The following is a 23,618-nucleotide window of genomic DNA, read 5'->3' on the forward strand; positions in this document are numbered from 1 at the left end:
ACTTTCGTAACTACCTCATTCAGAGAGCGGAAAACGGGACTCAAACCCGCGACCCCCAGCTTGGAAGGCTAGTGCTCTATCGACTGAGCTATTTCCGCAAAATGTATTGTTCCTCACACACTAGCCGGACTCACTATGCTTTTTCGATCCGTAATGGGGAGGCATAAACAAATTTTAAACTAATAACTATCTCTAATAGCTGTAATTTAAAATTTGTGGGCAGTGATGGATTCGAACCACCGAAGGCTACGCCAGCTGAGTTACAGTCAGCCCCATTTGGCCACTCTGGTAACTGCCCTTAATTGTAAAAGAACTCTTTCTTTTTGCGGGTACAAATGTATGCTTTTTTTCTGTTAACTGCAAAATTTTTGACTCTAAAAATGCGAATAATAAATGAGATTTTTTTTTGAAAGATACTATAATTCTGAGTGTCAGGTTACAAATCGTCTTATTTTTATTTTGTGGTAGGATCGTTTGATTCTTTGCCTGCTTTTATCGTAGGGTAAACCTCCTGGCTTTTTCTCGACAAGCAGTATTTCTACTCAGATGAATTTTTAGAAGAGGCTAATATTGTCAATCTGATTTTCAGACTTTGATAGATAAAAGAAAATCCCCAAAGTTCAATGACCGATCTTTGGAGATTTTCCGATTACTTGTAAGTCAGTTCGATGCTGCGCGTTGTATTGGCCGAATCGTTATATTTGACGATCATTTTTATCGGTTTTTCATAGCCTTCGGTGAGCTTCTGTATGGGGAAAGAAACTGTACCGAAATAGAGTTTATCCCGGGAATCTCCGAAATCATTGTGCCGGAATTCGAAGATGAGGCGGTCGTCTTCGGTGGGGCATTGTAATAAATTTACCATATGTGTTTTGCCTGTACTGGGATTCAGATGGGCAGCAAACATAAACTCAAAGTTCAGGAATCCATGAGCGAACCAGGAATTGACGATCTTTACCGGAGCGTTTCCGACACTGTCCAAAATCGTTTCGTCGTACGGAAGAATGGATTTGGTCAGAATTGTGTCGGCATAGACAATCCGGGCATATAAATTCGTATCCTGTTCTTCCAGAATGTTGAATCGTATCCGTAGACGGGTACTGTCGTTCAGTTTTTCAGGATTGAAGTAATATTCCCGGGGATAGAGCAGATAACCATCGTCTAGCTTGACGGTAAACTTTTCGTCGCCTGATTTACTGACCAGGCCATAACCTTCATAATAGGTTTCATAATCATCCTTGCAACCGGTGAAGGAAAAAACAAGGGGGATCAGGATAAGAACGATCCCCGAAGTTAGATTGAAATGTTTATTTTTCATGTTTTTATTTTTAGTTGTTTTCTGTTATAAAGATGAAAACTAACTAAAAAGGTTGCGTGGCCTGAAAGTTAAAATAATTTTTTTCTCAAAGAAAAAATGAACTCTAATCCACCGTCTTTCCGGTTCTTAGCCGTGATTTGGCCTTTGTGAAACAATACGGCATTTTTTACGATGGAGAGGCCCAGACCCGATCCGCCCGTTTTCCGGCTTCTGCCTTGATTCACCCGGTAGAAACGGTCGAAAATACGTTCCAGGTGTTCTTCTTCGATTCCCCGGCCGGTATCGTAGAATGAAAAATAGTAAAATTCGCTGTCTTCCATATAATTGTCGATACCGATCGTGATATTTTCTCCGGCATAGTTGATCGCATTGTCGATCAGGTTCCTGAAAATGGAATAAAGTAGGGTATGGTTACCTTCGATTTCAACTTTCGGGCCGATATGATTGTGAACGACGATGTGATTGTGTTGTAAGGATACTTCCAGGTCGGTGGTCACTTCGTCGATGGTCGTTCGGATATTGATCGTTTCTTTCTCGAATAGGTCGGAGGCTTCTTCGGTCTTGGTGATCAAAGCCACGTCGCGAATTAATTCGGATAAGCGAAGAATTTGAATATAAGCCCTCTCCAGGAAAAATTTCTGCTTGACAGGTTCCAGGTGTTCCTGTTCGAGAATAGTTTCGATGTAACCGCGGATACTGCTGACCGGAGTTTTTAATTCGTGTGCGATATTATTGGTCATCTCTTGTTTCAGCAGCCTGTTTTTTTCTGCCGAGGTGACGTTGTTCAACGTGATTTCGTAACTGTTGTCGTAGAAAATAAGTAATCTCACAGCGAAATGTTTCCCGTTTTTGGCAATTTTTCCTTGCCAGATCGGAATCGATTTGGCCTGAGGATTGACCGGTGTGTTCTTTTGCAGGAAAAATTCGGCTTCTTTGAATTCAGGTGCCTGGAAAATATGATCTACATCAAAGGTAGGTTCGTCTAAAATAGTGTTTACATATTGGATGAAATGGGTGTTGGCATATATCTTTTTGTGATCTGCCGAGAAAATACAAATACCTTCATCGGAATGGTGAAAGTGGCGTAACAGTTTTTCCCTTTCCTGATTGAGCTGATCTTTGCTCTTTTTCAGCATCTTGTAGTTGTCGACGATCTTATGACCGATTTCTCCCAGTTCGGTATCGGGGAAATCGATTTTGTCGTAATCCGGTTGGCTGTGTTCGGCCGTGATGATAAATTCGTTCAGGCCGGATACGGCTTTCCCGAAACGATCTGCCAGATATAACAAAGAAATCAGGGTAGTAAAAAACAAGAGCAGAATGAAATAAGTGAAGATTTCGTCAGCTTTCAGGATATTCTGTACCTGATCGGTATAAGGTAGAGCTACCCGTACGAAATAGTTGTTGAAAAGGCGGGCATCGTAATAATAATCGATACCGGTAGTCTCCGATTTACGAATATTCGTACCGTTGCTTTGGGTTAATGCTTGTGCTATTTCCGGTCGGGACAAGTGATTTTCTACCGTTTCTTCCTCGTCGATATCGTTGTCGTAAAGCACTTTTCCCTGGCGGTCGATAATGCTTACCCGTAATCCTCGGGGGAGTAAGGGAAGCAAATTATTTAACGAATCCAGCCGTTTATCTGCGATCAGACGGTGACTATCGACATAGTTGGCGATGATTTCTGCATAAGCATTGAGACTGGCTTTGAAGTTCTCTGACTTATACATTTTCTCCCTGTTCTGTTGCACTGCAACGATGATGACTGTAAATATGGTAAATACAATCAGAAAATACAGGAAAATCTTCTTTTTATAAGTAAAGTGCATAAAAAAGTAAAAAGTAAAAGGTTAAAGGTAAAAAGCTAAAAAAAGCTATAAGCTAAAGGCTGAAAGCTGAAAATTGTGGACCAGGAGTTGAAGGCTTTTAGCTTAAAGCCTTTAGCCTTTTCAGCATTCCAGGCAGTAACCGTACCCCGAACGGTTGGCGATATGTTTACCGAAAGCTCCGAGTTTTTTTCTGAGCCGGGTGATGTGGACGTCTACCGTTCTCTCCAATACATAGCCGTCTTCTTGCCAGGCTTTGCCCAGAATATCTTCCCGTGAAAAGACCCGGTTGGGAGCTTTGGCCATCATACTGAGTATTTCGAATTCTTTTTTGGTTAAAAGGATCTGCTGCTCATTGAGGTATACGGTCTTGCTGTTGAGGTCCAGAGTGAGTTCTCCGATTTCGATCGTTTTCTTTTTTTCCGGTAGTGCGATATTACCGGCCCTTTTCAATACTGCTTTTACCCGGGCGGCAACTTCTTTGATCGAGAAGGGTTTGGCGATATAATCGTCTCCGCCGATACTGAATCCGGTCAACATATCGTTTTCGGTATCCTTAGCGGTCAGGAAGATGATCGGGGTATTCATATGCATTTCTTTGCGGACTTTTTCGGCCATTTTGAATCCGGACATACCTTCCATCATGACATCCAGTAGAATTAGTTCATGTTCATCGGTCAGCAGTTTTAAGGCTTCTTCGGCTGAATTTGCGATGTCTACTGCAAAACCTTCACTTTCCAGATTGAATTGAAGGATTTCACATAAATCTTCTTCATCGTCGACTACTAATATTTTATTCCGTTCCATATATTTTGTTATTCAAAATCGTTCATTATTCTTTTCTCATTTTTTAACCTTCACTTCCTGCCAGTAGCAGGTCTTCGTCCGGTTTCGGCCAATGTTTGATATTCTTTCCTTCGATCAGGTAAATAGCGGCTTCTGCAATATTGGTCGCATTATCTCCGATCCGCTCGATGTTATAGGCCATGCTGTTGATGCATAGGGCATCCGTTACTTCTTGTTGCGATAATATCTTATCGAAACATTGTGTCGGGAGATGCTGGCCGATAAAATGATGCAGTTCGTCGACCTGGTCATCCGTCTCGATCGTTTCTTTCGCTAACTGGATATCCTCACATGTAAAAGCAAATATAGCATTTTGTGTCATACTTTCAGTGAGTGAGAGCATCTTTAGTAAATCCTTTTTATAGGTTGTGAACAGACAGTCGTCGACTGCTATTTTTTTCATGAAATGGGAAACATTCAGAATCAGATCTCCGATCCGTTCGAGATAAGCGGTCATATCGTAGTAAGAGATGATCATCCTCAGATTCGTGGCCCGCGGACTGTAAAGCACGATCATATTGATCACTTCGTTGCGGATTTTGACCTCTATACTGTCGATGATCCGTTCGTTATTGTTGATCTCTGTATATATCTCCTCTTTGTGGTTGTCGTCCATTAATTGCTTGGTCAGATTCAGCTGGCGGATGACAATCTTTGCTAATACCTGAAAATCTTCGGTTATCCGGCTGAATACTTTTTCTTTTAAAGTTGGCATAATAGGAATTATTTTTTTTGGTTTTTTACATCGGTTTATCCGAATTGTCCGGTCAGATATTCTTCGGTCCGTTTATCCCGGGGATTGGTAAACATAATCCGGGTTTTGTCGTATTCGATCAGTTCGCCGAGATACATAAACATCGAATAGTCTGAAATACGGGCAGCTTGCGACATGTTGTGGGTGACGATGATAATGGTAAATTCTTTTTTCAGCTCGAGTAACAATTCTTCGATCCGGTTGGTGGCGATAGGATCGAGGGCGGAGGTCGGCTCGTCCATCAGTAATACTTCCGGTTTTAAGGCCAGGGCCCGTGCAATGCATAGCCGCTGTTGCTGACCTCCTGATAAGAAAGTGCCTTTCTTGAACAGAGCGTCTTTCACTTCATTCCACAGCCCGACGTTGGTCAGACAAGTCTCTACAATTTCTTCTTTTTCTTTTTTCTTCAGGCGGATGCCATTGAGTTTGTAACCGGCGATCACATTATCGAAAATACTCATAGTGGGAAAAGGATTAGGGCGCTGAAATACCATGCCCGCCATACGCCTGACCTCCATGGGATTCATCTTTAAAATGTTGCGGTTGTCCATCAGAATTTCTCCGCTGATCCTGATGTCCGGATATAATTCGTGCATGCGGTTGATGGCACGCAATAAGGTACTTTTGCCACATCCCGAGGGCCCCATAATGGCTGTGATCCGATTCTTTTTAATATCGGCATTGACATGATTGACGGCATTTTTCCCGGGAGTATAGGAAATACTGACATTTTTAAATTGTAATATCGGATGATCTATTTGCATGATGTAGTAGGACTGTTATAAATTAAATTTTCCATTTCCGGGCGACATTTTTAGCGATGATGTTCATCACCAGAATCAATAGTAATAGAAATAAAGAACAACTCCAGATCATATCGGCCAGGTTCGGGTCGTTATAAAATTCCCAGATGAGCAAGGGGACTGCACTGGTCGGATCCAGAATATCCCAGTTGATCGCTGTACTACCGAGGGCAGTTAGCATCAGGGGGGCTGTTTCGCCCATCACTCTCGACACGGCTAGTAAAGTACCGGTGAACAGTCCGCCGAAAGCTGAGGGAACCAGGACTTTCAGGATAACACTCGTATAGGAGGCTCCTAGCGCAAGACCGGCTTCTTTGAGGCTTGTCGGGAGAAGTTTCAGGGTCTCTTCTGTCGAGCGTATGATTAAGGGTAACATCATAATAGCCAGAGCGACACTACCTGCCAAAGCGGAATAACTACTCAAAGGAACGACAACCCAGGCATAAGCGATGATACCGATGACGATCGACGGCGTGCCTTGCAGGAGGTCGGTCAGAAAACGGATCACATGAGAAAATAAGGTTTTGGGTTTTTCCGATAAGTAAATTCCACCCATAATACCGGTCGGGATAGCGATAACGGAGGCCAGTACCACCATAAGTAATGTGCCTGTGATTCCATTGGCGATTCCTCCGGGAATGATTTCTCCGTTGATTTTCGCTAACATGGCATCCAGGGTACTGGGGGCTGTCTCGGTGAAGAAATTCAGGTTGATCTGTTTGTATCCTTTCCGGACCACTTCCCAGATGATGACTACTAACGGGACGGCCGTTAAAGCAGAGAACAGGCAAACCAGCCAGAAAAATATCCTGTCCTTGGCTTTGCGCCAGCCTGAATGATAAGATGTAATAGGGCGTTGTATCATGTCAGCTTAATTTTTTCATGATCATCTTACCGATGAAATTGATGATAGCGGTGATGAGGAATAGCAATAGACCGATAGCGATCAGGGAACTGAGTTTCAGGCCGTCGGCTTCTCCGAACTGGTTGGCGATGACACTGGCCATCGTGTTGCCGGTAGAAGTGAAAGACGTAGGCAGGATATTGGTATTGCCGATCAGCATCGTGACTGCCATCGTCTCTCCCAATGCTCTTCCTAAGGCCAGGATATAACTGGCGAATATTCCGGAACCTGCGACCGGGAAAATCACCCGCCGGATCACATCCAGACGTGTACCTCCCAGGCTGTAGGCCCCTTCTTTCAATTCTTTGGGAACCATAGAGATAAACTCGGCACTCAGTGAAGAGGCATAAGGGATGATCATGACGGCTAATACGACCGCTGCGGTGAATATGCCGAACCCCTGTTCCGACAGCTGTAAATCGACCATGAAGGGTCGGAGGGTATAAAATCCCCACAAACCGTACACAATCGAAGGGATACCGGCCAGCAGGTCGATGACCGAACCGATGATCGTGGCTGCCCGGGTACCCCGGAAATATTCGCCGGTGAATAAAGCCACAGGTAAAGAAAACGGAATACAAAATACCAGGGCTAAAAATGAGGTCATAATGGTTCCCGTGATGAATGCCAAGGCGCCATATTGCTCATTACCGGGCCGGGGATCCCATTCTACGGAAGAAATGAAATGAAAGAATCCGAATTTTTCAAAGGCCGGTACTGCCCCGCTTACGAGGGAATAGACCATTCCCCCACAAATCAGCAGAACCAATAAAGAGCAGAGAAATAACAGCCGTTTGAAAATATAATCACGCATATTATTTTAGGATTGGTTGACCGTTATAAGTGATGGTTTTCAGGATTTGTTTGGCATTTTTCACTGTCGAAGCCGGCAGGGGAGAATAATGTACTTTTGTCGTTATATCCTGGGCTTCCGGATTCGTTAACCAATTCAGCAGCTCCACCGTAGCTTGGGCCAGGGGTTCAGGCCGGTTTTTATAGGCTTGTTCCTGATAAAGGAGAATCCAGGTAAAGCAGCTGATCGGATAGGCATCGGCTACCGGCGAGTCGGTGATCATGGTGCGGGTATCGGCCGGCATTTCGATATCTGCGGCAGCAGAGATGCTTTCGGTTGTGGGGGCTACAAAATTTCCGGCCTTGTTTTGCAGTTTGGCTACCGGTATTTTCAAGGCAAAAGCGTATTCCGAACCGATATAACCGATCGCCCCCGGAGTTTGACTGATTGTCCCGGCTACGCCTGGATTTCCCTTGGAGGCAATACCTACCGGCCATTTCAATGCTTTTCCGGTTCCGATATTTTCTGCCCACGGAGCACTGATCTTTGTCAGGTAATCACTGAAGACATAGGTGGTACCACTACCGTCGGAGCGATATACCGGGCTGACCGCTTTGTCGGGAAGGGTAACTCCCGGATTTACTTGTTGAATACGGGGATCGTTCCAACGGGTGATTTTGCCTAGGAAGATGTCGGCGATCATGTCACCTGTCAATTGCAGCTCTTTTACTTCGGGTAGGTTGTAAGCCATAACGACAGCACCCATACAAGTCGGGATATGTACAACCGGGGCCGGCATTTCCGCCATTTCTGCTTCAGAAAGATAAGCATCGCTGCCTGCAAAATCTACGATCCGGTCTTTCAGGCTGCGTATACCTCCACCGCTGCCGATTCCGCCGTAGGTCACCGATACCCCGGTAGAATCTTTATAGGTTTTAAAAGCCAGATTGTAATAGGGGAGCGGGAAAGTGGCTCCTGCTGCTGTCAGATCTATATTACTTTTGTGGTCCGAGGTCTTCTTCTTTGAATGGCCACAAGCTGCCAGGCTGAGTGCTAATGCGATAATGATTAACTTGTTCATGTCTTTGACGATTAGTTTTTTACAATGCAATATTAATAAGTGGTTGCTACACCAGTGTTACAATATTATTACGATTTTGTTACAGTATTTCGGATAAAATTCCACTTAACCGGATTGTAATCCGGAACGATGGAAGAGCTTACTGTAAATGTACGGATGACTATTGCCGGGGAGCGAAATTTCTTTTTACTTTGTGGCGATATGTTTTTATTGGTAAGTGAACGAAATGGAAGACAAGAAGAAAGAAAAATTGTTTATGCGGGATTTTTTCCGGAAGGCGGGAAAAGCCATTTATGATTATGAGCTGATCGAACCGGGTGATAGAATATTGGTCGGAGTCTCCGGAGGAAAGGATTCTTTGGCTTTATTGGAAGTATTGGCATTGCGGGCCCGTGATCCGAAACAAAATTATACGGTTGTGGCTGCTCATATTGCTGTGGAAAATGTCGCTTACGAAGTCGACGGTGAGTATGTAAGGCAATTTTGTGAACAGCTGGGAGTAGAGTTTATACGTCGTACGATTGCTACTGCCGTAAAAGAAGATTCCGGTAAACCGGTCTGTTTTGTGTGTTCGTGGAATCGCCGGAAGACCTTGTTCGGGATTGCGAAAGAATACGGATGTAATAAATTGGCCTTGGGACACCACCGGGACGATGCCATCGAGAGTCTGCTGATGAGTATGATGTTTAACGGTACGATTGCCAGTATGCCACCGAAGTTGGCTATGTTCGATCGTACGTTTACCCTGATCCGTCCTTTTATCTATCTTACCGATGAAGAAACTACCCGGTATGCTGCCTACCGGAATTTTAAAAAACAGAAAAAGAATTGTCCTCATGAACGAGCGACGAACCGTCATGCCGTAGCTGAAATTATCCGACAGATGGAAGCTTTATCTCCCCACGTAAAAGGCAACCTCTTTGCGGCGATGAAAAATATCCAATCCGAATACTTACCCTAAGAAAGGTAAAAAGTAAAAGGTAAAATGGAGAGAAATCCATCTTTTACCTTATACTTTATACCTTTTACCTTTCCTCCTTTTATTCGATGACCTGTAGTTTGTCTCCAGCCTTTTCGATGATGGTGCGGAGGTACCATTCGGGTAGTTGCGGTTGTTCTACTTTAGGATTTTTTTCGCCCGGGACCGCAGTTTTGATATTACCATCCATATAGCGGCAGAAAAGATAACCGTAGAAATCTCTCCAGGTGTCTACCAGGTGGTTACCGGTATTGCAGGAGAAATCGGTCAGGAATTCTATTGCTGCTGCACGATCTTTGTCGAATAGTGCTTTAGCTCCGGAGTCTATTCCTTCGACAAACGTTTTGTATTGGGATTCCAAAGCCTTTTGTTTTTCCCGGATTTCCGGATGAATAGCATTATAACGGGTATAAGCGAAATTAGTCACCTGATTGAAAACCCAGAAAGCTGCCTGATCGGTGAATTCCATCATGCTGCCGTTGCCGACTGCATAAGCGTGAGGAACACGGGTGGAGCAGGAATACATGGGGAAATACACGGTACTGGCAGCGTCGTCCACGCCGAACCAAAGGATACCGCCTACTGCATCCGGCAACCAACTGCGGCTTTGTGACACAAAGGTAAAACCGGTTTGTTGGGTGGCTGTGGCCCGTTCGTGAACATATTCTTTACCATCGACTTCGAAACTCATCGGCCGCCATCTGTAAGGACATTCGTAAGGGCCGGCTCCCGGGTCTTTACTCATATCCAGTTCGGTACCTTCGAGATGATCACGCATAAAATCCATGACTTCCAGTACATCCACTTTCCGGTTCGGTTTAACCCACAGGGGCATCCGGTTTGTCGCATAGCCTTTACCGTCACGTTCGATTTTCCCTTTGGCATAGTTCCAGTACTGAGCCATATCGGGATTTACAGCATTGAAGAACGCCCATACCCGGATTTCACAGGCACGGGCACCACTGAAATCTACCGGAGCATAAGTATCGGAAAAACTGAAATCGGCATTTTTCCCGTCCTGGGGATAAAGGCCTTTTTGTTTGGCAAAAGAAATCACATCTTTTGCATATACCGTTGTAATTTCTTTATCATAGATTTTTTTCATCTGGTCGGATGAAATGGAAGTTTTTCCTTCCAGGGGAAAGGTGGTGATCCGTGCCTGGTTGGCATGTGCACAAACATAACCGTCGGGGACCATCCGGGCCACCCATACCGCTCCTTTTTCGCCTTCGCCTTTACCGATCATTTCGAGAATCCATACTTCATCAGGATCACTGATGGAGAAAGATTCGCCTGAACTGGCATAACCGTATCGCTCTACCAGATCGGTCATCACGACAATGGCTTCCCGGGCATTTTTAGCGCGTTGCAGGGTGATATAGATCAGACTTCCGTAGTCGATAATAGCTCCCGGCTGACTTTCCAGTTCTTTACGTCCGCCGTATGTCGTTTCACCGATAGCCAATTGATATTCGTTCATATTACCGATTACGTTGTAAGTCTGGGCAGCCTGCGGGATTTTACCCATATATTTACCGGTATCCCATTCATAGATATCCATCATCGTTCCGGCAGGCCAGGTACCGGCAGGCCAATGATAAAGTTCTCCATACAATACGTGAGAGTCGGCCGAATAGGTGATCATCGTCGATCCGTCCTGAGTGGCTCCCCGGGTGAGTAAGAAATTAGTACAAGCAGAAACTTTGATAAAAGTTATCGCTATAAGAAATAAACTAGCACAACAAATTTTGAACATACGATTTAGATTAAGGAAATGTTATAGTTTACGATTTAGATTTTCCGTTTTCCAATGGCCACTACAGCTGTTATGGGCTGTAGCGGTATCGTTTACCGAATCCGGTCGAACGATTTCAGTAAGGTGATATCTTTCACAATTCCCCGGATAGCCAGCCACGTGAAGATCACACCGATCAGTGGAAAGATAAAACTGATATCGGCAAACCATTCGGCATTGAGTTCGTTGCTACGTTGACGCACTTGTAGCCACATCAGGACGATTAACCCCAATTGAAGCACGATATTGACAATACAAAGACGCAATTGCAGAAATAGAGTCGGTTTCACCGTCTTGGATTTTTTGTGATGAATGAAAATAGTGACTACTGCCAATGTGGTAATAAGGGCATTCAGGATCAATGACATCCAGTTCCAGGTGATGAATACACACGGACTTCCGGCCTGTACCACTTTTGTCGTATAAAACGCATAGGTAAAATTATTCGGAACTACAATGGAAGCAACCGGCATAAAAAATAACAGCCCGGTCACAATTGCTGTACAAAGCAAAAAAAGAGATTGAATACGTTGAATCATAATATAAAGTAAAAAATAAAATGCTAAATACTAAAAGCAAAAGGCTTATAGCCTATAGCTTTTAGCTTAATTTTTCCAGGGTATAGCGGATCAGTTTATTCATATAGCTGTGGTAATCGGCGGAGGCATCTCCGTTTATCCGGTTGGCGATGATCAGGCAGATGGTGGCGGCCCGATGCCCCAAAAGCTTACAAAGGCCTGTGATAGCTGCACTTTCCATTTCATAGTTGGTCACTTTGTAGCCTTCGTAGCGGAAAGCGGTGATCCGGTCGTTGATTCCCGGCATGGCTAGCGGCAGACGCAGAACACGTCCTTGCGGGCCGTAAAATCCGACTGCTGTCAGGGTAACTCCTTTGATGGTGTGTTCTTCGTCATACAGGCGGTCTACTAATCCGGGATCGGCATTGACTACATAAGGGCGGGCTGCAGAGGGGGTCCATCGGCAATGCCGGATAAAAGCTTCTTCGAACGGATGGTCGCAAACCGATTCGTTGTTTGCATAAAACCTCAATACCCCGTCGCAGCCGATGCTTTTTTCCGAGATGACAAAAGAATCTACCGGAATGTCGGCTTGTACCGAACCGGAAGTACCGATACGGACGATATTCAGGGTACGGCCGATCGCTTTTATTTCTTTGGTTTTCAAATCGATATTGGCCAGTGCATCCAATTCGTTGATAACGATATCGATATTATCCGGACCGATACCGGTGGAAATCACGGAAAGCCGGTGCCCCCGGTAACTGCCGGTGATGGTGTAAAATTCGCGGTTACTTTTTTTCAACTCGATTTGTTGGAAATGGGAGGCGATGGTTTCCACCCGTCCCGGGTCACCGACCAGAATGATGTCGTCGGCAAGGTCCTCCGGAAGTAAATGCAGATGGAAAATACTGCCGTCCTCATTGGTAATCAGTTCTGAAGATTTTATAGAGGCCATATTGTTTTTCTTTATGCTTTAAACGCAGTCAAATTTAACGATGTTTGGTTTATTAACCAAATAATCCGGTTCTTTATTCTCCTTGCAGCTTATAGTACCCCCCGTGTTTGTTCTCGATGCTTAGCGCGGGATCTTCACTCAGTTCCTGGCGGAGATGGCCGATGTATCTTTTCAGTTCCCCGATATTTTTTTCCATTCCCCACAAACCGAAACTTAATTCCTTGGGCGATACCCATTCATTGAAGTGCAGGCACAGCAATTGCAGCAATCGCATATCTTTCCCTTTCAGTTTATGCCTTTTGTTTCCTATGGTCAATACTCCGTTTCTCTGGTTGTAAGTGGTGATGGCCGATAGTTTATATCGCGGGTTTTCACCTGTCTGGGAGTAATTGCGTTTGGCTATGTTTCTGAGTTTGGCCAGGAAGACTTCGCGGTCGGTATCTTTACCGATATGGTCCATGACTCCCAGTTCAATGGTGGTGATCACGGTTGCCGGATCGGTATGCGAACTATAGACGATAACCGGATACTGTTTTACTTCGGTGATAATCTGCCGGATGAGGTCGATTCCGTTCTTGCTGCCTTCAAGGTCCAGGTCGACCAATAACAGATCCGGCCTTCGGGTATGGAATAACTTCCAGGCCTCTTCAACATTTGTCGTCAATTCGACCAGAAAGCCGGCCTGATCCAGGAAAACCTTGGTCATACACCCGAAATCGAGGTCGTCTTCCACATATAAAATCCGTATCACACTCATATTCTTTCATTATTATATCGTTAGCCCCTCTTCTCCAACTTATCCTCTTTTCGCCTCTTGCCTCTAGCCTTTAGCTTTTCGCTTCTAGCTTCTAGCCTTTAGCTTCTAGCCTTTCGCCTTTTCGCTTTTCTCTGCGGTATTTCGATGATAAATTCTGTTCCCTGCTTTCCGTCACTGTTCACCTGAATATGTCCGTGGTGGGCTTTTACGACTGCTGCCACATAACAGAGTCCCAGTCCGAATCCTTTCCGTTGTTTATCTCCTTTATAACGTTGTCCCCGTTTGTATTCCTGAAAAATGAATTTTTGTTCTTCGGGTGGTATGCCGTAACCATCGTCTTGTACTGTCAATATCCATTTTTTTGCCTCCCGGCGGCAACCTATCCGAATACGGACTTTTGTTCCTGAATATTTAATCGCATTTCCTAATAAGTTTCCCAAGGCACTATATAAAAGTAAAGGATCGACCTGTGCAAGGGGGACGGTAGGAGAAATTTCTGTTTGTATATCGATTTGTTTGCCGATGCTATTGTTTTGCCTGTATTCCGTTGTGATTTGTGTTAACAATTCCCGGATATCGGTCGGTTGTATACAGGCTTTCAGACCGTAGGCATCGACAGAAAAGGTCAGTAGATTTTCGATATCTTCCAAAGTTTTATCGGTCCATTGTTTACATCGTTTATAGGTTTCGTTCAGGGAGATGGCGGTTTTGTCCTGCTGGTCGGACAAAAGATTTTCCAACTGGCATTTTATATTCAGTATCGGCCGGCGTAGGTTATGGACCAGAGTATGCGTAAATGCTTTTTGATTATCCCGTAGTTTTTTTTCATTTTTCAATAGCCGATAAAGAAGATAAGTCAGACAAATAATCAGGATAAAGAGCAGGATAGAAGTAAGAATACGTTCCAGGGCTAGTTTGAAAAATAAAATCAGGGGGAAATTGAATTCTGCTTTTAGAAGATGTTTTTCGAGGTATCCAAGAGGAAAGACAAGGGATATCTCCGGAGAGGTGATCTGTTGCTTCGTGTTAGAATACTGTGATAGTAATTTCCCCAGAGAATCCGTTAACGTCAATCGGTAAGGTAATGCATGCAAATTTTCACTGGCAAGGTGTGTATCGAGTAGCCGGGCTAAAGTATCCGGTTGCCATTTTCGGGGATTACGGATATCATAGCCGATGATCCGGTTAAGGGAATCCAAATTAACATGGGCATTGACCGGAATAACCGTATCTGTATTACGGATGTTATAATGAATTTTGTTTTGGGAAAGAGCATAACTGGCACTCCACCCTTTCTTTATACATAGTACATTCAAATGACTGATATCTGCCTTTAAAACGTCTTCAATGGTATGGCTGAGAAGAGATTTTTCATGTTCGTATACCTCTTTCAGTGTGAACAACTGAAAAATAAACAATATAATAATTGTAGAAATGATAATGAACCAACCTATTTTTATGTGTCCTTTCATAAGATAAAATTATTAAAAATTGCTACTGTTTTTGCTACTGTTTCAATTAGGTTGTTTGAGAAAATATGCTGAAATTTGTTTTGGAAAGTTAAGTAAAATATGTGATATGTGCAAAATATTTTTTACCGGTTTATTTTTTATCCTTTGGGGTGTGGATCAGAATTCTGATCCGGTAATGGTATTAAATCGCTTCGGGATGATGGATATTGGGGTTGCCGATGAGTGTGGCTCCACCCTGTATTTTGGCCGATCGGATGAAGTACCGGGAAATGTTTTTCAGTATTGCAGTAATTTGATTGTATTCGACCGGCAAGGAGGAATCCTTGAATCCTATAGACTGGACACCGATTTAATAGCCCTTTGTTATGCTCCGGACGAACAAAGGTGGTATGGCAAACGGTTACCGGCCGGAGATCACCCCGATGTTTCTGTGTTTATCCCAATCGATAAATAAAGACTGACATGAGAGGTGGTGCTATGCGATCGATTTTAATAATCGGAACACTTACTTTGGTTGGTATTGCAGGACTTTGGTTCTTGTTCGGAGACTCTACGGAAGTGTTTGAATTATTATATTCATCACCGACTACTATTCGAATAGAACGGGATACTATCGACCTGGATATTGTGAGGTATGGCGAAAAGAAACAGATTTCTTTCCGGATCTGTAATACGGGCGAGGTTCCCTTATTGATCCGTGATGTGCGGCCTTCTTGCGGCTGTACTGAAGTTCGATGGGAAAAGCGTCCGGTACAACCCGGAGAAGAAACGTTGATTTTCGTCACTTTTGAACCGAATTCTTTGGGCCGGTTTATGAAATCGATTGAGGTATTGTGTAATACATCCTCACAATTATTGAGACTGAATTTAAAGGGGATTGTTCTTAATGATAGATGAAGAAAGTCTTGATATTAGAGAGTGTATTATTGTGTTGTCTTTATTTTTGTAAAGATGATTTTGTGTTATATTAAAAATGATGGTTATGTTTAGAAAAATTATTTATGTCTTTTTGGGATTTTTTGCAACAGTGTTTGCTTTGAATGTTGAGACTGGCTTTAATGATGGTATCATGAATGTGACTCTTTATGAAGTAGAGGGATTGGCTCAAGGTGAATGCGGGGATAATGGGTTTACAGAATGTCCAGATCGTGGAAGTACGCTTATATCATGTGTAATAAAAGATCCTGTAACACATGAAACGGCCCCTGGTGAGATGGATTTTTGTATGTCTGAGGGAAGAGGTTGTGCTATTACTCCTTGTTATAATAAATTGTAGTAATTATAAAAAGAATGTGCCAAAAATATTTTATTTATTGAAATGTTTTGGGTGCTTCTTTTTTCATTTAGTGAGACATGTTAAAAATAATTTTACAATTATTGTTGATAATTTTAATTTTTTCTTGTCAAAAACAACAGGTTCCTTCTGTCGTAACAATTAAAGTTCCTGAAATAGCTAATGATGTATGGATGACGATGAGCGAAATCGTGGACACTGCGATTTATATCCCTTTGGAAACGACGGACGAATGTTTGATTGACGCTTCGATGTTCCGACGCATGGAGTATTATAAAGGAAAATTTTATTGTTTTGTATTTACAGGAGGGTTGTATATTTTTGACCGGAATGGTAGATTCCAAAAATTGATTCCGATAGGCCGTGCACCTGGAGAATTAAATGTTTGTAATTCTCATAAAGCGTTTTTGATTGATAAGAAAAATGATCGGTTGGTATTTCCGGGTTGGTATAAATTTTATTATTACGATTTGGAAGGGAATTACATCGAAAGCCGGAATCTGAAATCGAAGTTGGTTCCTGCTCAGGCTGCCTTGGAGAACGGTGAGTGGTGGTTTTATTTTTTCGGAAGTGCTTCTTTTAATAAAGGCGATGCCAGTCATTACTACCGGTATGATTTTGATGAGGGAATAAAGGAAGGATTTATGCCTGCAAGTCCATTAAACCGCTACGCAGAAGGAGGATTTGGATATGGAGTGGATAGTTTAGTATTGGCTTATTCTCCTTTAGTGAGTGATACCATTTATCAGATTAACAAGGGACATTTCTGTCCTGCTTTTTATGTCGATTTTGGGAAAGATAAATATGTTTTGGGGAATGATTACATACAGCATAATATAAAAAATCTGAGATCGAAGACCGGTATTATTACAGAGGTCGTTGCTGGGGATGATGTTATTTATTTCGTTTTTGTACGTAAAGGTTATAGTCAGGAGGCTTACTTCTATAGAAGAACAGGAGAAGTAATTACGGGAGCGAAGCATAAAGAAGAGGATATATTTGTACCCTTCGGTTCAACATTAACTTATACGGACGGTTACTTCGTTGCTTGGGAAAATGCTTATATTTTTACCCAATGGGCTCCAGATATAGCTGCAAGATTGAATGTGAAAGAATCGGATAATCCGGTCATTGTTCTTTATCGTTTGAAAAAATAAAAATCTCGTAGCATATGAGAATAAACCGAATTATAAAATCGATCATGAAGTATATTTTGAAAATCCTGCTATTTCTTATCATTTGTGATGCATGCAAGCGTTCAGATATCGATGTTTTCGATATTGTCGAGGAAATCACTGACTACGACAGTGTTTATTCTGATAAGAATGACGTTTTTAATAGAATAACTGATATGGCGATTTTGGACAGTGTCTTGATAACTAAGCATATGAATGACACATATCATTTTTCATTTATTGATGTCAATGGGAAGAAGATCATAAAAAGATTAGGAAAAAGAGGACGAGGTCCTGGTGAATATCTTCAAATAGGAACTGGATTTACGGTTTGTGGGTCAAAATTGGTTTTTTTGGATGCTATGCAGAAAGAAATAAATTATGTTTCGATTTCTGATGTGATTGAGAATAAAATTCCTTACCATATAGAGAAAGAAGCTTATCCATATACGGTGGATTTTAGGCCCAGGCATATGGATGTAATCAATCACGTAAAAGTTGCAGTTGGATCGTTTAAAGAAGGGTACTTTGGTTTGCTTGATTCAAGTAATAATATACTCGGTTGTTTTTTCGATTATCCTTTTGCTTATGAAGGAGTGGAAGGAATATATAGAGGGAGTGTATACCAAACAAAAATTAGTTCAAATGATATTCAGAATAAATTTGTTATTTTAACCTTAGCATCCGATGTTTTTGAGATTTATCAAATTGAAGGAAAAGATATCCATCGTATATTTCTTAATCCATATAATCACATCCCTCTTATTCGTGAAAGAGCAGGACGCTATGGAATCAGAATAAATGAAAGTATAGCCGGCCTGATGAAGATGGCTGTTTCTGATGAAATGATTTGTTTTACTTATTCTGCAGAAAGTTATGCGAAAGCTAATAAAGCCGGATTTATTTCAAATGAAATTCTTTGTTTTAATTGGAAAGGTGGGAAAATAAAAAAATATTTATTACCTTTTCCAATAAGCACTTTTTGTGTCGATAAACACTTCATTTATGGAGTCAGGTATATCGACGATGAATCGATAATCTATCGCTTTAAACTGTAATTTATTCTCTCCTGCCGGTGTGCCGGATTAAATGTTTGTATGAAAGATCACCGTCTTTCATACAAACATTTAATCCTACATTCATTTTACCATCCGGGATTCTGATCGTGCTGAAGATTAGGATTCCGTTCCAGTTCTACCTGCGGGATAGGCCATAACTCATGCCGTGGCTGGTACTCACGTGTAAACATCAAATCGCCGTAGATATCGGTTGCATTTTTGACTGTCGGGCCATAGATACCCCAACGCCTCAGGTCCCAATAACGGTGGCCCTCAGCCGGCAATTCATATGCCCGCTCGTTACGAATACGTTGCCGCATTTCTTCCTGGCTGTTGACAGCCAGCCAGGGGCTGCCATTGTTCAACGACGGCATCCCCACCCGGTCGCGTACTTTGTTGAGTTCTGTAACGGCTTTGTCTAAACTGTTCTCTTCGTTATATGCCTCTGCCAGCATCAACAGTACATCCCCCAGGCGGATCAACGGAAATTCATAAGGTACCCGCGTATATTCTCCCCAATAACCGTCAAGATTACCGGTGGGAATAAATTTACGCCAGAAATAAGAATTCCAGCCTTCGGAATTCCGGATAAAGGCCTGTGCTTCCATCGGTGAACCGCCTTTTTGGGGATTGTGAAGCACAAACTGCTTATCCATCGGCACCGAACCGGCGTCTGTTCCCAGATAATGGGAATAAGGCGTAATGACATTCAGACACAGGCGGGGATCCCGCTTGCGGTATGCGTCGAGGACTTTAGTTGTGTCACAATTCAATAAGTCGGTAATCTTTGTACTCCCGTCATCTATCGCAACACTCAGGACATCACGCCGGAATTCCGGACTACCGTCGTTGAATCCCGGAAAGATATCGTCCCAGTTAAACGGACTGCCATCGAGGTTCTCGTACATATCCACCAGGTGGGTCGAAGGTACGATACAATTGCTGGCAATGAGGCGCATAGTGGATTTATTGCCCAGAAAACTGCACAATTCCAGCCCGTGCCCTGCCACGTTACCGTCCAGAGACTGGATGGAGAAAATCATCTCTTTGCTGCGTTTGCCGTTGTACAAGCGGAACAGTTCATTGTAATCCGGATGCAGTTCATAGCCGTAATTATTCGTTTTGTTGTAGACGATTTCTTCAAAATCGGCAATGGCCTTGCTCCACTCCCGGTTGTAAAGATATACCTTCCCGCGCAAAGCGTAGGCAGCCCCTTTCGTGGCACGCCCGTAATCGGATGTTTCCCAGGCTACGGGAAGTTTGGAGATGGCATCCGTCAGGTCGTCGAGAATGTGACCGCGGATGGTTTCTGCCGATTCGCGCGGGTTGGACAAGGTGGCGAATTCCTCTTCGATGATACAGCTCTCATCGTAATAAGGTACTCCTCCCCAGCAATTGAGCATTCTGAAATAGGCCATGGCACGCAGGAATTTGGCTTCGCCTATGACACGTGTTTTCACTGTTTCATCGATATCCATGGCGGAGACATTCCGGATGACCGTATTCGAACGGTGTACTACTTCGTAGAGATATTGCCAGGTGTTCTGGACAGAAGCGTCTCCGGATGAAAAAGAGGTACCCCGGGCAATTCCGGCATGGGGAGACGTACCGTCCGCAATATCGGATATCATATCGAAAGTAAAGTCGCGTCCGAAAGCCCAGCCGGCTTTCATGGCAGCATATAGAGCGACGGCCGCCTGATTGGCATGTTGCTCCGTCCGCCAGAACGTTTTGTCGTTCAATTGGTCGGCAGGAGTATAATCGAGCGTTTCACACCCTTGGAGTAATAAACCTATACCTAAAAGAGCGGAAAAAATATAGTGTCCTTTCATTAGTGCTGAATTTTAAAATGTGACATTGATTCCAACCGAATATTGCCTCAACTGAGGATAACCTACGCCGGCGGCTATTTCCGGGTCCAGGCCGGGGAAATCCGTTAAGGTAAACAAGTTGTCGATACTGGTATATATTTTGAGATTTTCGACAAAAAATTTCTCCGAAATATGGCTGGGAAGCGTGTATCCTAACTGAATGTTCTTACACCGTAAATAAGAGGCGTTAAACACCAAGGCATCGCTGGCAATGTTGTTTTTACTGTTGGCATTGTTCCGGAGCCGGGGATATTTGGAATTGTAAGGATTTTCAGGTGTCCAGGCATGGTCGGTAATATCTTTATTCAAGGATTGTCCCATGACAGTGACAAACCGGAATGCCTGGTTGTTATAATAGACTTTGTGTTTTCCTACCCCTTGGAGCAACATACTGAAATCGAATCCTTTCCAGGAAATACCGATATTACCGCCGAAAGTAAATGCGGGGGAGTCGCCGTTGCCGATCTCGATCCGGTCGTTGGCATCCAGATTCCCGTCATGATTCGCATCTGCATACAGGAAGTCGCCCAATTCCGGTCTTTGATAAGTGGCGAAATAGTCCGGATTTTTATCGACCAGAGACTGTACATAGTCCAGATCGGACTGATCGCGGACAATACGGTCCACAGACATGACATATAACTGATTGATGGGTTTCCCTTCCTGCAATTTATAAACGCCGTTAATAGAGGGGACTTCCCCCTGAAATTTGGTCACTTTATTGCGGACATATCCCATGTGGAAGCCAAGAGAATAGGTCATACTGCCGATATGATCGAACCAGCTGATATCGAAATCGATACCCCGGTTGCGTACCTTGCCGGCATTCTGATTGGGGACAGCAGAAGTGCCGTGCTCTAACGGTGCCGGCAATGAAATCAGGATATCTGTCGTCAGCCTGTTGAATACATCCACAGAACCGCTTAAACGATGGTCAAACAACCCGTAATCCAGACCGATATTGGTCATGTGCGTCGTCTCCCAGGTGAGATTGGGATTGGCGAGGGTGGTCTGTGCCAGGCCACTGGCCACCGCATTGCCCAGTACGTAATTGGCTGAAGCATAGAGGGGCTGATACATATAGAAAGTCGATGTGGCGTTGTTGCCGAGTGTACCGTAAGAAACCCGCAGTTTCAGCATATCCAGCCAACCGGCAGCTTTTTTCAGGAAGGGTTCTTCCGAAATACTCCAACCGGCGGATACGGAAGGAAACCATCCCCAGCGCTTATCGGGGGCAAAACGGGAGGAACCGTCTGCCCGCAGGTTTACTTCCAGTAGATATTTATCGTCCCACGACAGGTTTATCCGGCCGAAATATGAACGCATGGCCCATTCTGTATAGTTTCCTTCAATCTCACCGTTGGTACTCCCCCCGTTGATACTGGTCAGAGCATCGTCGGCCAGATCGTATTTCCTGAACCGTTCGTCTTCCCGTTTATTGTATTCCTGACTGATACCAACCAGTGCAGAAGCATTCAGTTTGCTGACATTCCATTCATAGCGTGCCGTCACATCCGAAGTCCGGAACGTATTCCGACGATTATACCGGTTGATATAAGTACGGACCGTACCTTCCCGCAGCAGTACAGGTCCATCCAGTGTAAAGCGATATAAATTTTTGTCGCATAATTGATATTCTTCATTCCGTTCCCAGGAGTTATAGGTGAACGAAGCACTCAGGGTCAAACCTTTTACCGGTGACAAACGGGCAAACAGTTTGGGGACGATACGACGGGTTTTTATCGGAAAATCCTCTTTGTAAAACCACATACGCCGGTAAGGATTAAAATTGCTGACGTTCTCTTCCTCCGGATTTTGCACACCTCCGTACAGACCCGTTTCAGGGTCATAGAGCGTCATGCCGGGAACCGTATTCAATGCTCCCGAACCGAATATCACGTCTCCTCCGTTGGTAGCATTTTCGGCATTCGGATTATTGGAATCCATATAACCGAAGATGTTCATTCCGGCAGTGATCCAGGGTTTGATGTCGACTTCGACATTCGAACGCAATTGATAACGCTCATAATCGGTATTATAAACGATACCCGGATTTTTCACATAGCCCAGAGACAGGTTATAACGTACCGTTTTCGTTCCTCCGATAGCCGAAAGATTATGATTCTGTACCACCGACGGATTCCGGTAAATATGATCCTGCCAGTCGGTATTGGGATAAACGGTGGGGTTAGCTCCGTTGTCATTGCGCCAGGCGTCGATGGAGGTCTGGGAGAAACGGGGGGCTTGCCCGTTAGCACTCAGAGCCGCATTCTGAATCTCCATAAAATCGGCATAGTCGGTGACCAGATTCAAACGTTTAGCTACCTTTTCAAACGAGAAATTGCCGCTGTACGTAATTTTGGCACTGCCTTCGTATCCGGTTTTTGTGGTAATCAGGATCACTCCGTTGGCAGCCCGCGAACCGTAGATGGCCGACGAAGCGGCATCTTTCAGTATCGAAATGTTTTTTATATCCTGGGGATTGATATCACTGATAGCACAACCGGCTACGCCATCGATCACCACGAGCGGATCGGCATTGTTCAATGTACCGACACCCCGGATCCGGATCGTAGAAGTCTCGAAACCCGGGGTATTCCCCCCCGAATTGGTTACGGTCAGTCCTGAGGCCAATCCGGCCAGGGCATTCTCGGCATTGGTGACTGGCCGCTCGGCCAAGGCATCGATGTTAACCGAGGAAACAGCTCCGGAGAGATTTGCCTTTTTCTGTGAACCATATCCTACTATAACTACTTCATCCAATTTTGTCCGGTCTTCATACAAGGTAAGGCGCATGTTTTCCCGCGCATTGACCTCGAGGGTTTTGTATCCGATAAAGGAGATGCGTAACGGGGAACCGAACCGGATATCCGGTAATTTGAACTCGCCGTTAAGATCGGTCACTTGCCCTGTGCCGCTTTCTTTGATCAGTACATTTACACCGATCAAAGGTTCTCCGGCAGCGTCGGTCACTCGTCCCTTGGCCGTAATGATACGCTGCTTTTTCAATTTATCCTTTTGGTCTTCCAACGGTTCCGGAGATTTTTTCCGGTTATCCTTTTCTGCATAAGAAACCGGTTCTCCGGCCGGCCGGAATTCTTTTCCGGCCTCCTGAGCATGAAGCGGCAGCCAGAACAAAGTTACCAGAAAGGTCAGGCATCGTATCCGGACTCTATACTTTCTATTCATATTAAATTTTTTCAGATTGTGCATATTTTCCATTTTTTGAATATACTATAGCATCCAATAAAACACATGCCAACCGGATTTTGCAAGATTTTACAACTGATAAACAATTATTTACATTTTAATTACACAAGCGATAGCTGAGTAATAATTCCCCGGTTTGTGGAATATTTCCCCAACGGGTATCTCCGAATTCTATTATAATTTCCGATTTTTTTATATATATGGTG

General features: G+C 43.8%; 21 protein-coding genes and 2 tRNA genes. 6 read left to right on the top strand and 17 right to left on the bottom strand.

What is annotated here, in order from left to right; translation table 11 throughout:
* Positions 1-25 precede the first annotated feature (25 nt).
* The 10 genes from AC5RDS_RS12245 to pstS form a co-directional block, all read right to left on the bottom strand.
* A tRNA-Gly gene (locus AC5RDS_RS12245) sits at positions 26-98 on the bottom strand.
* Positions 99-216: 118 nt separating this feature from the next.
* Positions 217-298, bottom strand: a tRNA-Tyr gene (locus AC5RDS_RS12250).
* Positions 299-649: 351 nt separating this feature from the next.
* Positions 650-1,318 carry a NigD1/NigD2 family lipoprotein gene (locus tag AC5RDS_RS12255; RefSeq protein ID WP_013612224.1) on the bottom strand — a complete coding sequence of 223 codons (669 nt, stop codon included), beginning with the start codon at positions 1,316-1,318 and terminating at the stop codon, positions 650-652.
* Positions 1,319-1,386: 68 nt separating this feature from the next.
* Positions 1,387-3,147: a sensor histidine kinase gene (gene phoR, locus AC5RDS_RS12260; protein WP_013612223.1), complete on the bottom strand. Its 1,761-nt coding sequence runs from the start codon at positions 3,145-3,147 to the stop codon at positions 1,387-1,389.
* A gap of 120 nt (positions 3,148-3,267) precedes the next feature.
* Positions 3,268-3,951, bottom strand: coding sequence for a two-component system response regulator PhoB (phoB, locus tag AC5RDS_RS12265; protein WP_041557311.1), 684 nt, complete (start codon positions 3,949-3,951; stop codon positions 3,268-3,270).
* A 43-nt stretch (positions 3,952-3,994) separates the two neighbouring features.
* Positions 3,995-4,705 carry a phosphate signaling complex PhoU family protein gene (locus AC5RDS_RS12270; protein ID WP_013612221.1) on the bottom strand — a complete coding sequence of 237 codons (711 nt, stop codon included), beginning with the start codon at positions 4,703-4,705 and terminating at the stop codon, positions 3,995-3,997.
* A gap of 35 nt (positions 4,706-4,740) precedes the next feature.
* On the bottom strand, positions 4,741-5,508 hold the full coding sequence (pstB, locus tag AC5RDS_RS12275; RefSeq protein WP_013612220.1) for a phosphate ABC transporter ATP-binding protein PstB: 768 nt from the start codon (positions 5,506-5,508) through the stop codon (positions 4,741-4,743).
* A 22-nt stretch (positions 5,509-5,530) separates the two neighbouring features.
* A complete protein-coding gene (gene pstA, locus AC5RDS_RS12280; RefSeq protein WP_013612219.1) occupies positions 5,531-6,412 on the bottom strand; it encodes a phosphate ABC transporter permease PstA in 882 nt (293 codons plus the stop codon).
* A 1-nt stretch (position 6,413) separates the two neighbouring features.
* Complete coding sequence (pstC, locus tag AC5RDS_RS12285; protein WP_013612218.1) at positions 6,414-7,265, bottom strand: phosphate ABC transporter permease subunit PstC; 852 nt, start codon at positions 7,263-7,265, stop codon at positions 6,414-6,416.
* A 1-nt stretch (position 7,266) separates the two neighbouring features.
* Positions 7,267-8,325 carry a phosphate ABC transporter substrate-binding protein PstS gene (gene pstS / locus AC5RDS_RS12290; protein ID WP_118160391.1) on the bottom strand — a complete coding sequence of 353 codons (1,059 nt, stop codon included), beginning with the start codon at positions 8,323-8,325 and terminating at the stop codon, positions 7,267-7,269.
* Positions 8,326-8,551: 226 nt separating this feature from the next.
* On the opposite strand from pstS, the gene AC5RDS_RS12295 reads away from it, so the two are divergent.
* Positions 8,552-9,286: a tRNA lysidine(34) synthetase gene (locus AC5RDS_RS12295; RefSeq protein WP_175315293.1), complete on the top strand. Its 735-nt coding sequence runs from the start codon at positions 8,552-8,554 to the stop codon at positions 9,284-9,286.
* Positions 9,287-9,365: 79 nt separating this feature from the next.
* Here AC5RDS_RS12295 and AC5RDS_RS12300 read toward each other — a convergent pair whose 3' ends face one another.
* The 5 genes from AC5RDS_RS12300 to AC5RDS_RS12320 all read right to left on the bottom strand — a co-directional run bounded on the left by AC5RDS_RS12300 (position 9,366) and on the right by AC5RDS_RS12320 (position 14,804).
* Entirely contained in the window at positions 9,366-11,060 is a 1,695-nt protein-coding gene (locus AC5RDS_RS12300; protein ID WP_013612215.1) for a dipeptidase, read from the bottom strand.
* A 92-nt stretch (positions 11,061-11,152) separates the two neighbouring features.
* On the bottom strand, positions 11,153-11,638 hold the full coding sequence (locus AC5RDS_RS12305) for a DUF4293 domain-containing protein (protein ID WP_013612214.1): 486 nt from the start codon (positions 11,636-11,638) through the stop codon (positions 11,153-11,155).
* Positions 11,639-11,699: 61 nt separating this feature from the next.
* Entirely contained in the window at positions 11,700-12,575 is an 876-nt protein-coding gene (locus AC5RDS_RS12310; protein WP_368323568.1) for a nucleoside phosphorylase, read from the bottom strand.
* A gap of 73 nt (positions 12,576-12,648) precedes the next feature.
* Positions 12,649-13,332 (bottom strand): response regulator transcription factor, encoded by a 684-nt coding sequence (locus AC5RDS_RS12315; RefSeq protein WP_175315294.1) that lies wholly within the window; start codon positions 13,330-13,332, stop codon positions 12,649-12,651.
* Between the two features lie 98 nt (positions 13,333-13,430).
* Positions 13,431-14,804, bottom strand: coding sequence for a sensor histidine kinase (locus AC5RDS_RS12320; RefSeq protein ID WP_118104960.1), 1,374 nt, complete (start codon positions 14,802-14,804; stop codon positions 13,431-13,433).
* 106 nt (positions 14,805-14,910) lie between these two features.
* Between AC5RDS_RS12320 and AC5RDS_RS12325 the strand changes: the two genes are divergently transcribed.
* From AC5RDS_RS12325 to AC5RDS_RS12345, 5 genes are all read left to right on the top strand, one after another.
* Positions 14,911-15,258, top strand: coding sequence for a hypothetical protein (locus tag AC5RDS_RS12325; protein WP_013612197.1), 348 nt, complete (start codon positions 14,911-14,913; stop codon positions 15,256-15,258).
* Between the two features lie 8 nt (positions 15,259-15,266).
* Positions 15,267-15,701: a DUF1573 domain-containing protein gene (locus tag AC5RDS_RS12330; RefSeq protein WP_022161475.1), complete on the top strand. Its 435-nt coding sequence runs from the start codon at positions 15,267-15,269 to the stop codon at positions 15,699-15,701.
* A gap of 85 nt (positions 15,702-15,786) precedes the next feature.
* The gene (locus tag AC5RDS_RS12335; RefSeq protein WP_013612195.1) at positions 15,787-16,080 is read left to right on the top strand and encodes a hypothetical protein; all 294 of its coding nucleotides are present in this window, start codon (positions 15,787-15,789) and stop codon (positions 16,078-16,080) included.
* A 77-nt stretch (positions 16,081-16,157) separates the two neighbouring features.
* Positions 16,158-17,255 (top strand): DUF4934 domain-containing protein, encoded by a 1,098-nt coding sequence (locus tag AC5RDS_RS12340; RefSeq protein ID WP_013612194.1) that lies wholly within the window; start codon positions 16,158-16,160, stop codon positions 17,253-17,255.
* A gap of 44 nt (positions 17,256-17,299) precedes the next feature.
* On the top strand, positions 17,300-18,331 hold the full coding sequence (locus AC5RDS_RS12345) for a BF3164 family lipoprotein (RefSeq protein ID WP_288791914.1): 1,032 nt from the start codon (positions 17,300-17,302) through the stop codon (positions 18,329-18,331).
* Between the two features lie 86 nt (positions 18,332-18,417).
* Here AC5RDS_RS12345 and AC5RDS_RS12350 read toward each other — a convergent pair whose 3' ends face one another.
* Complete coding sequence (locus tag AC5RDS_RS12350) at positions 18,418-20,163, bottom strand: RagB/SusD family nutrient uptake outer membrane protein (RefSeq protein ID WP_013612192.1); 1,746 nt, start codon at positions 20,161-20,163, stop codon at positions 18,418-18,420.
* Positions 20,164-20,175: 12 nt separating this feature from the next.
* The gene (locus tag AC5RDS_RS12355; protein WP_288791911.1) at positions 20,176-23,391 is read right to left on the bottom strand and encodes a SusC/RagA family TonB-linked outer membrane protein; all 3,216 of its coding nucleotides are present in this window, start codon (positions 23,389-23,391) and stop codon (positions 20,176-20,178) included.
* Between the last annotated feature and the right edge of the window lie 227 nt (positions 23,392-23,618).

This window comes from Odoribacter sp. (genome assembly GCF_985060555.1).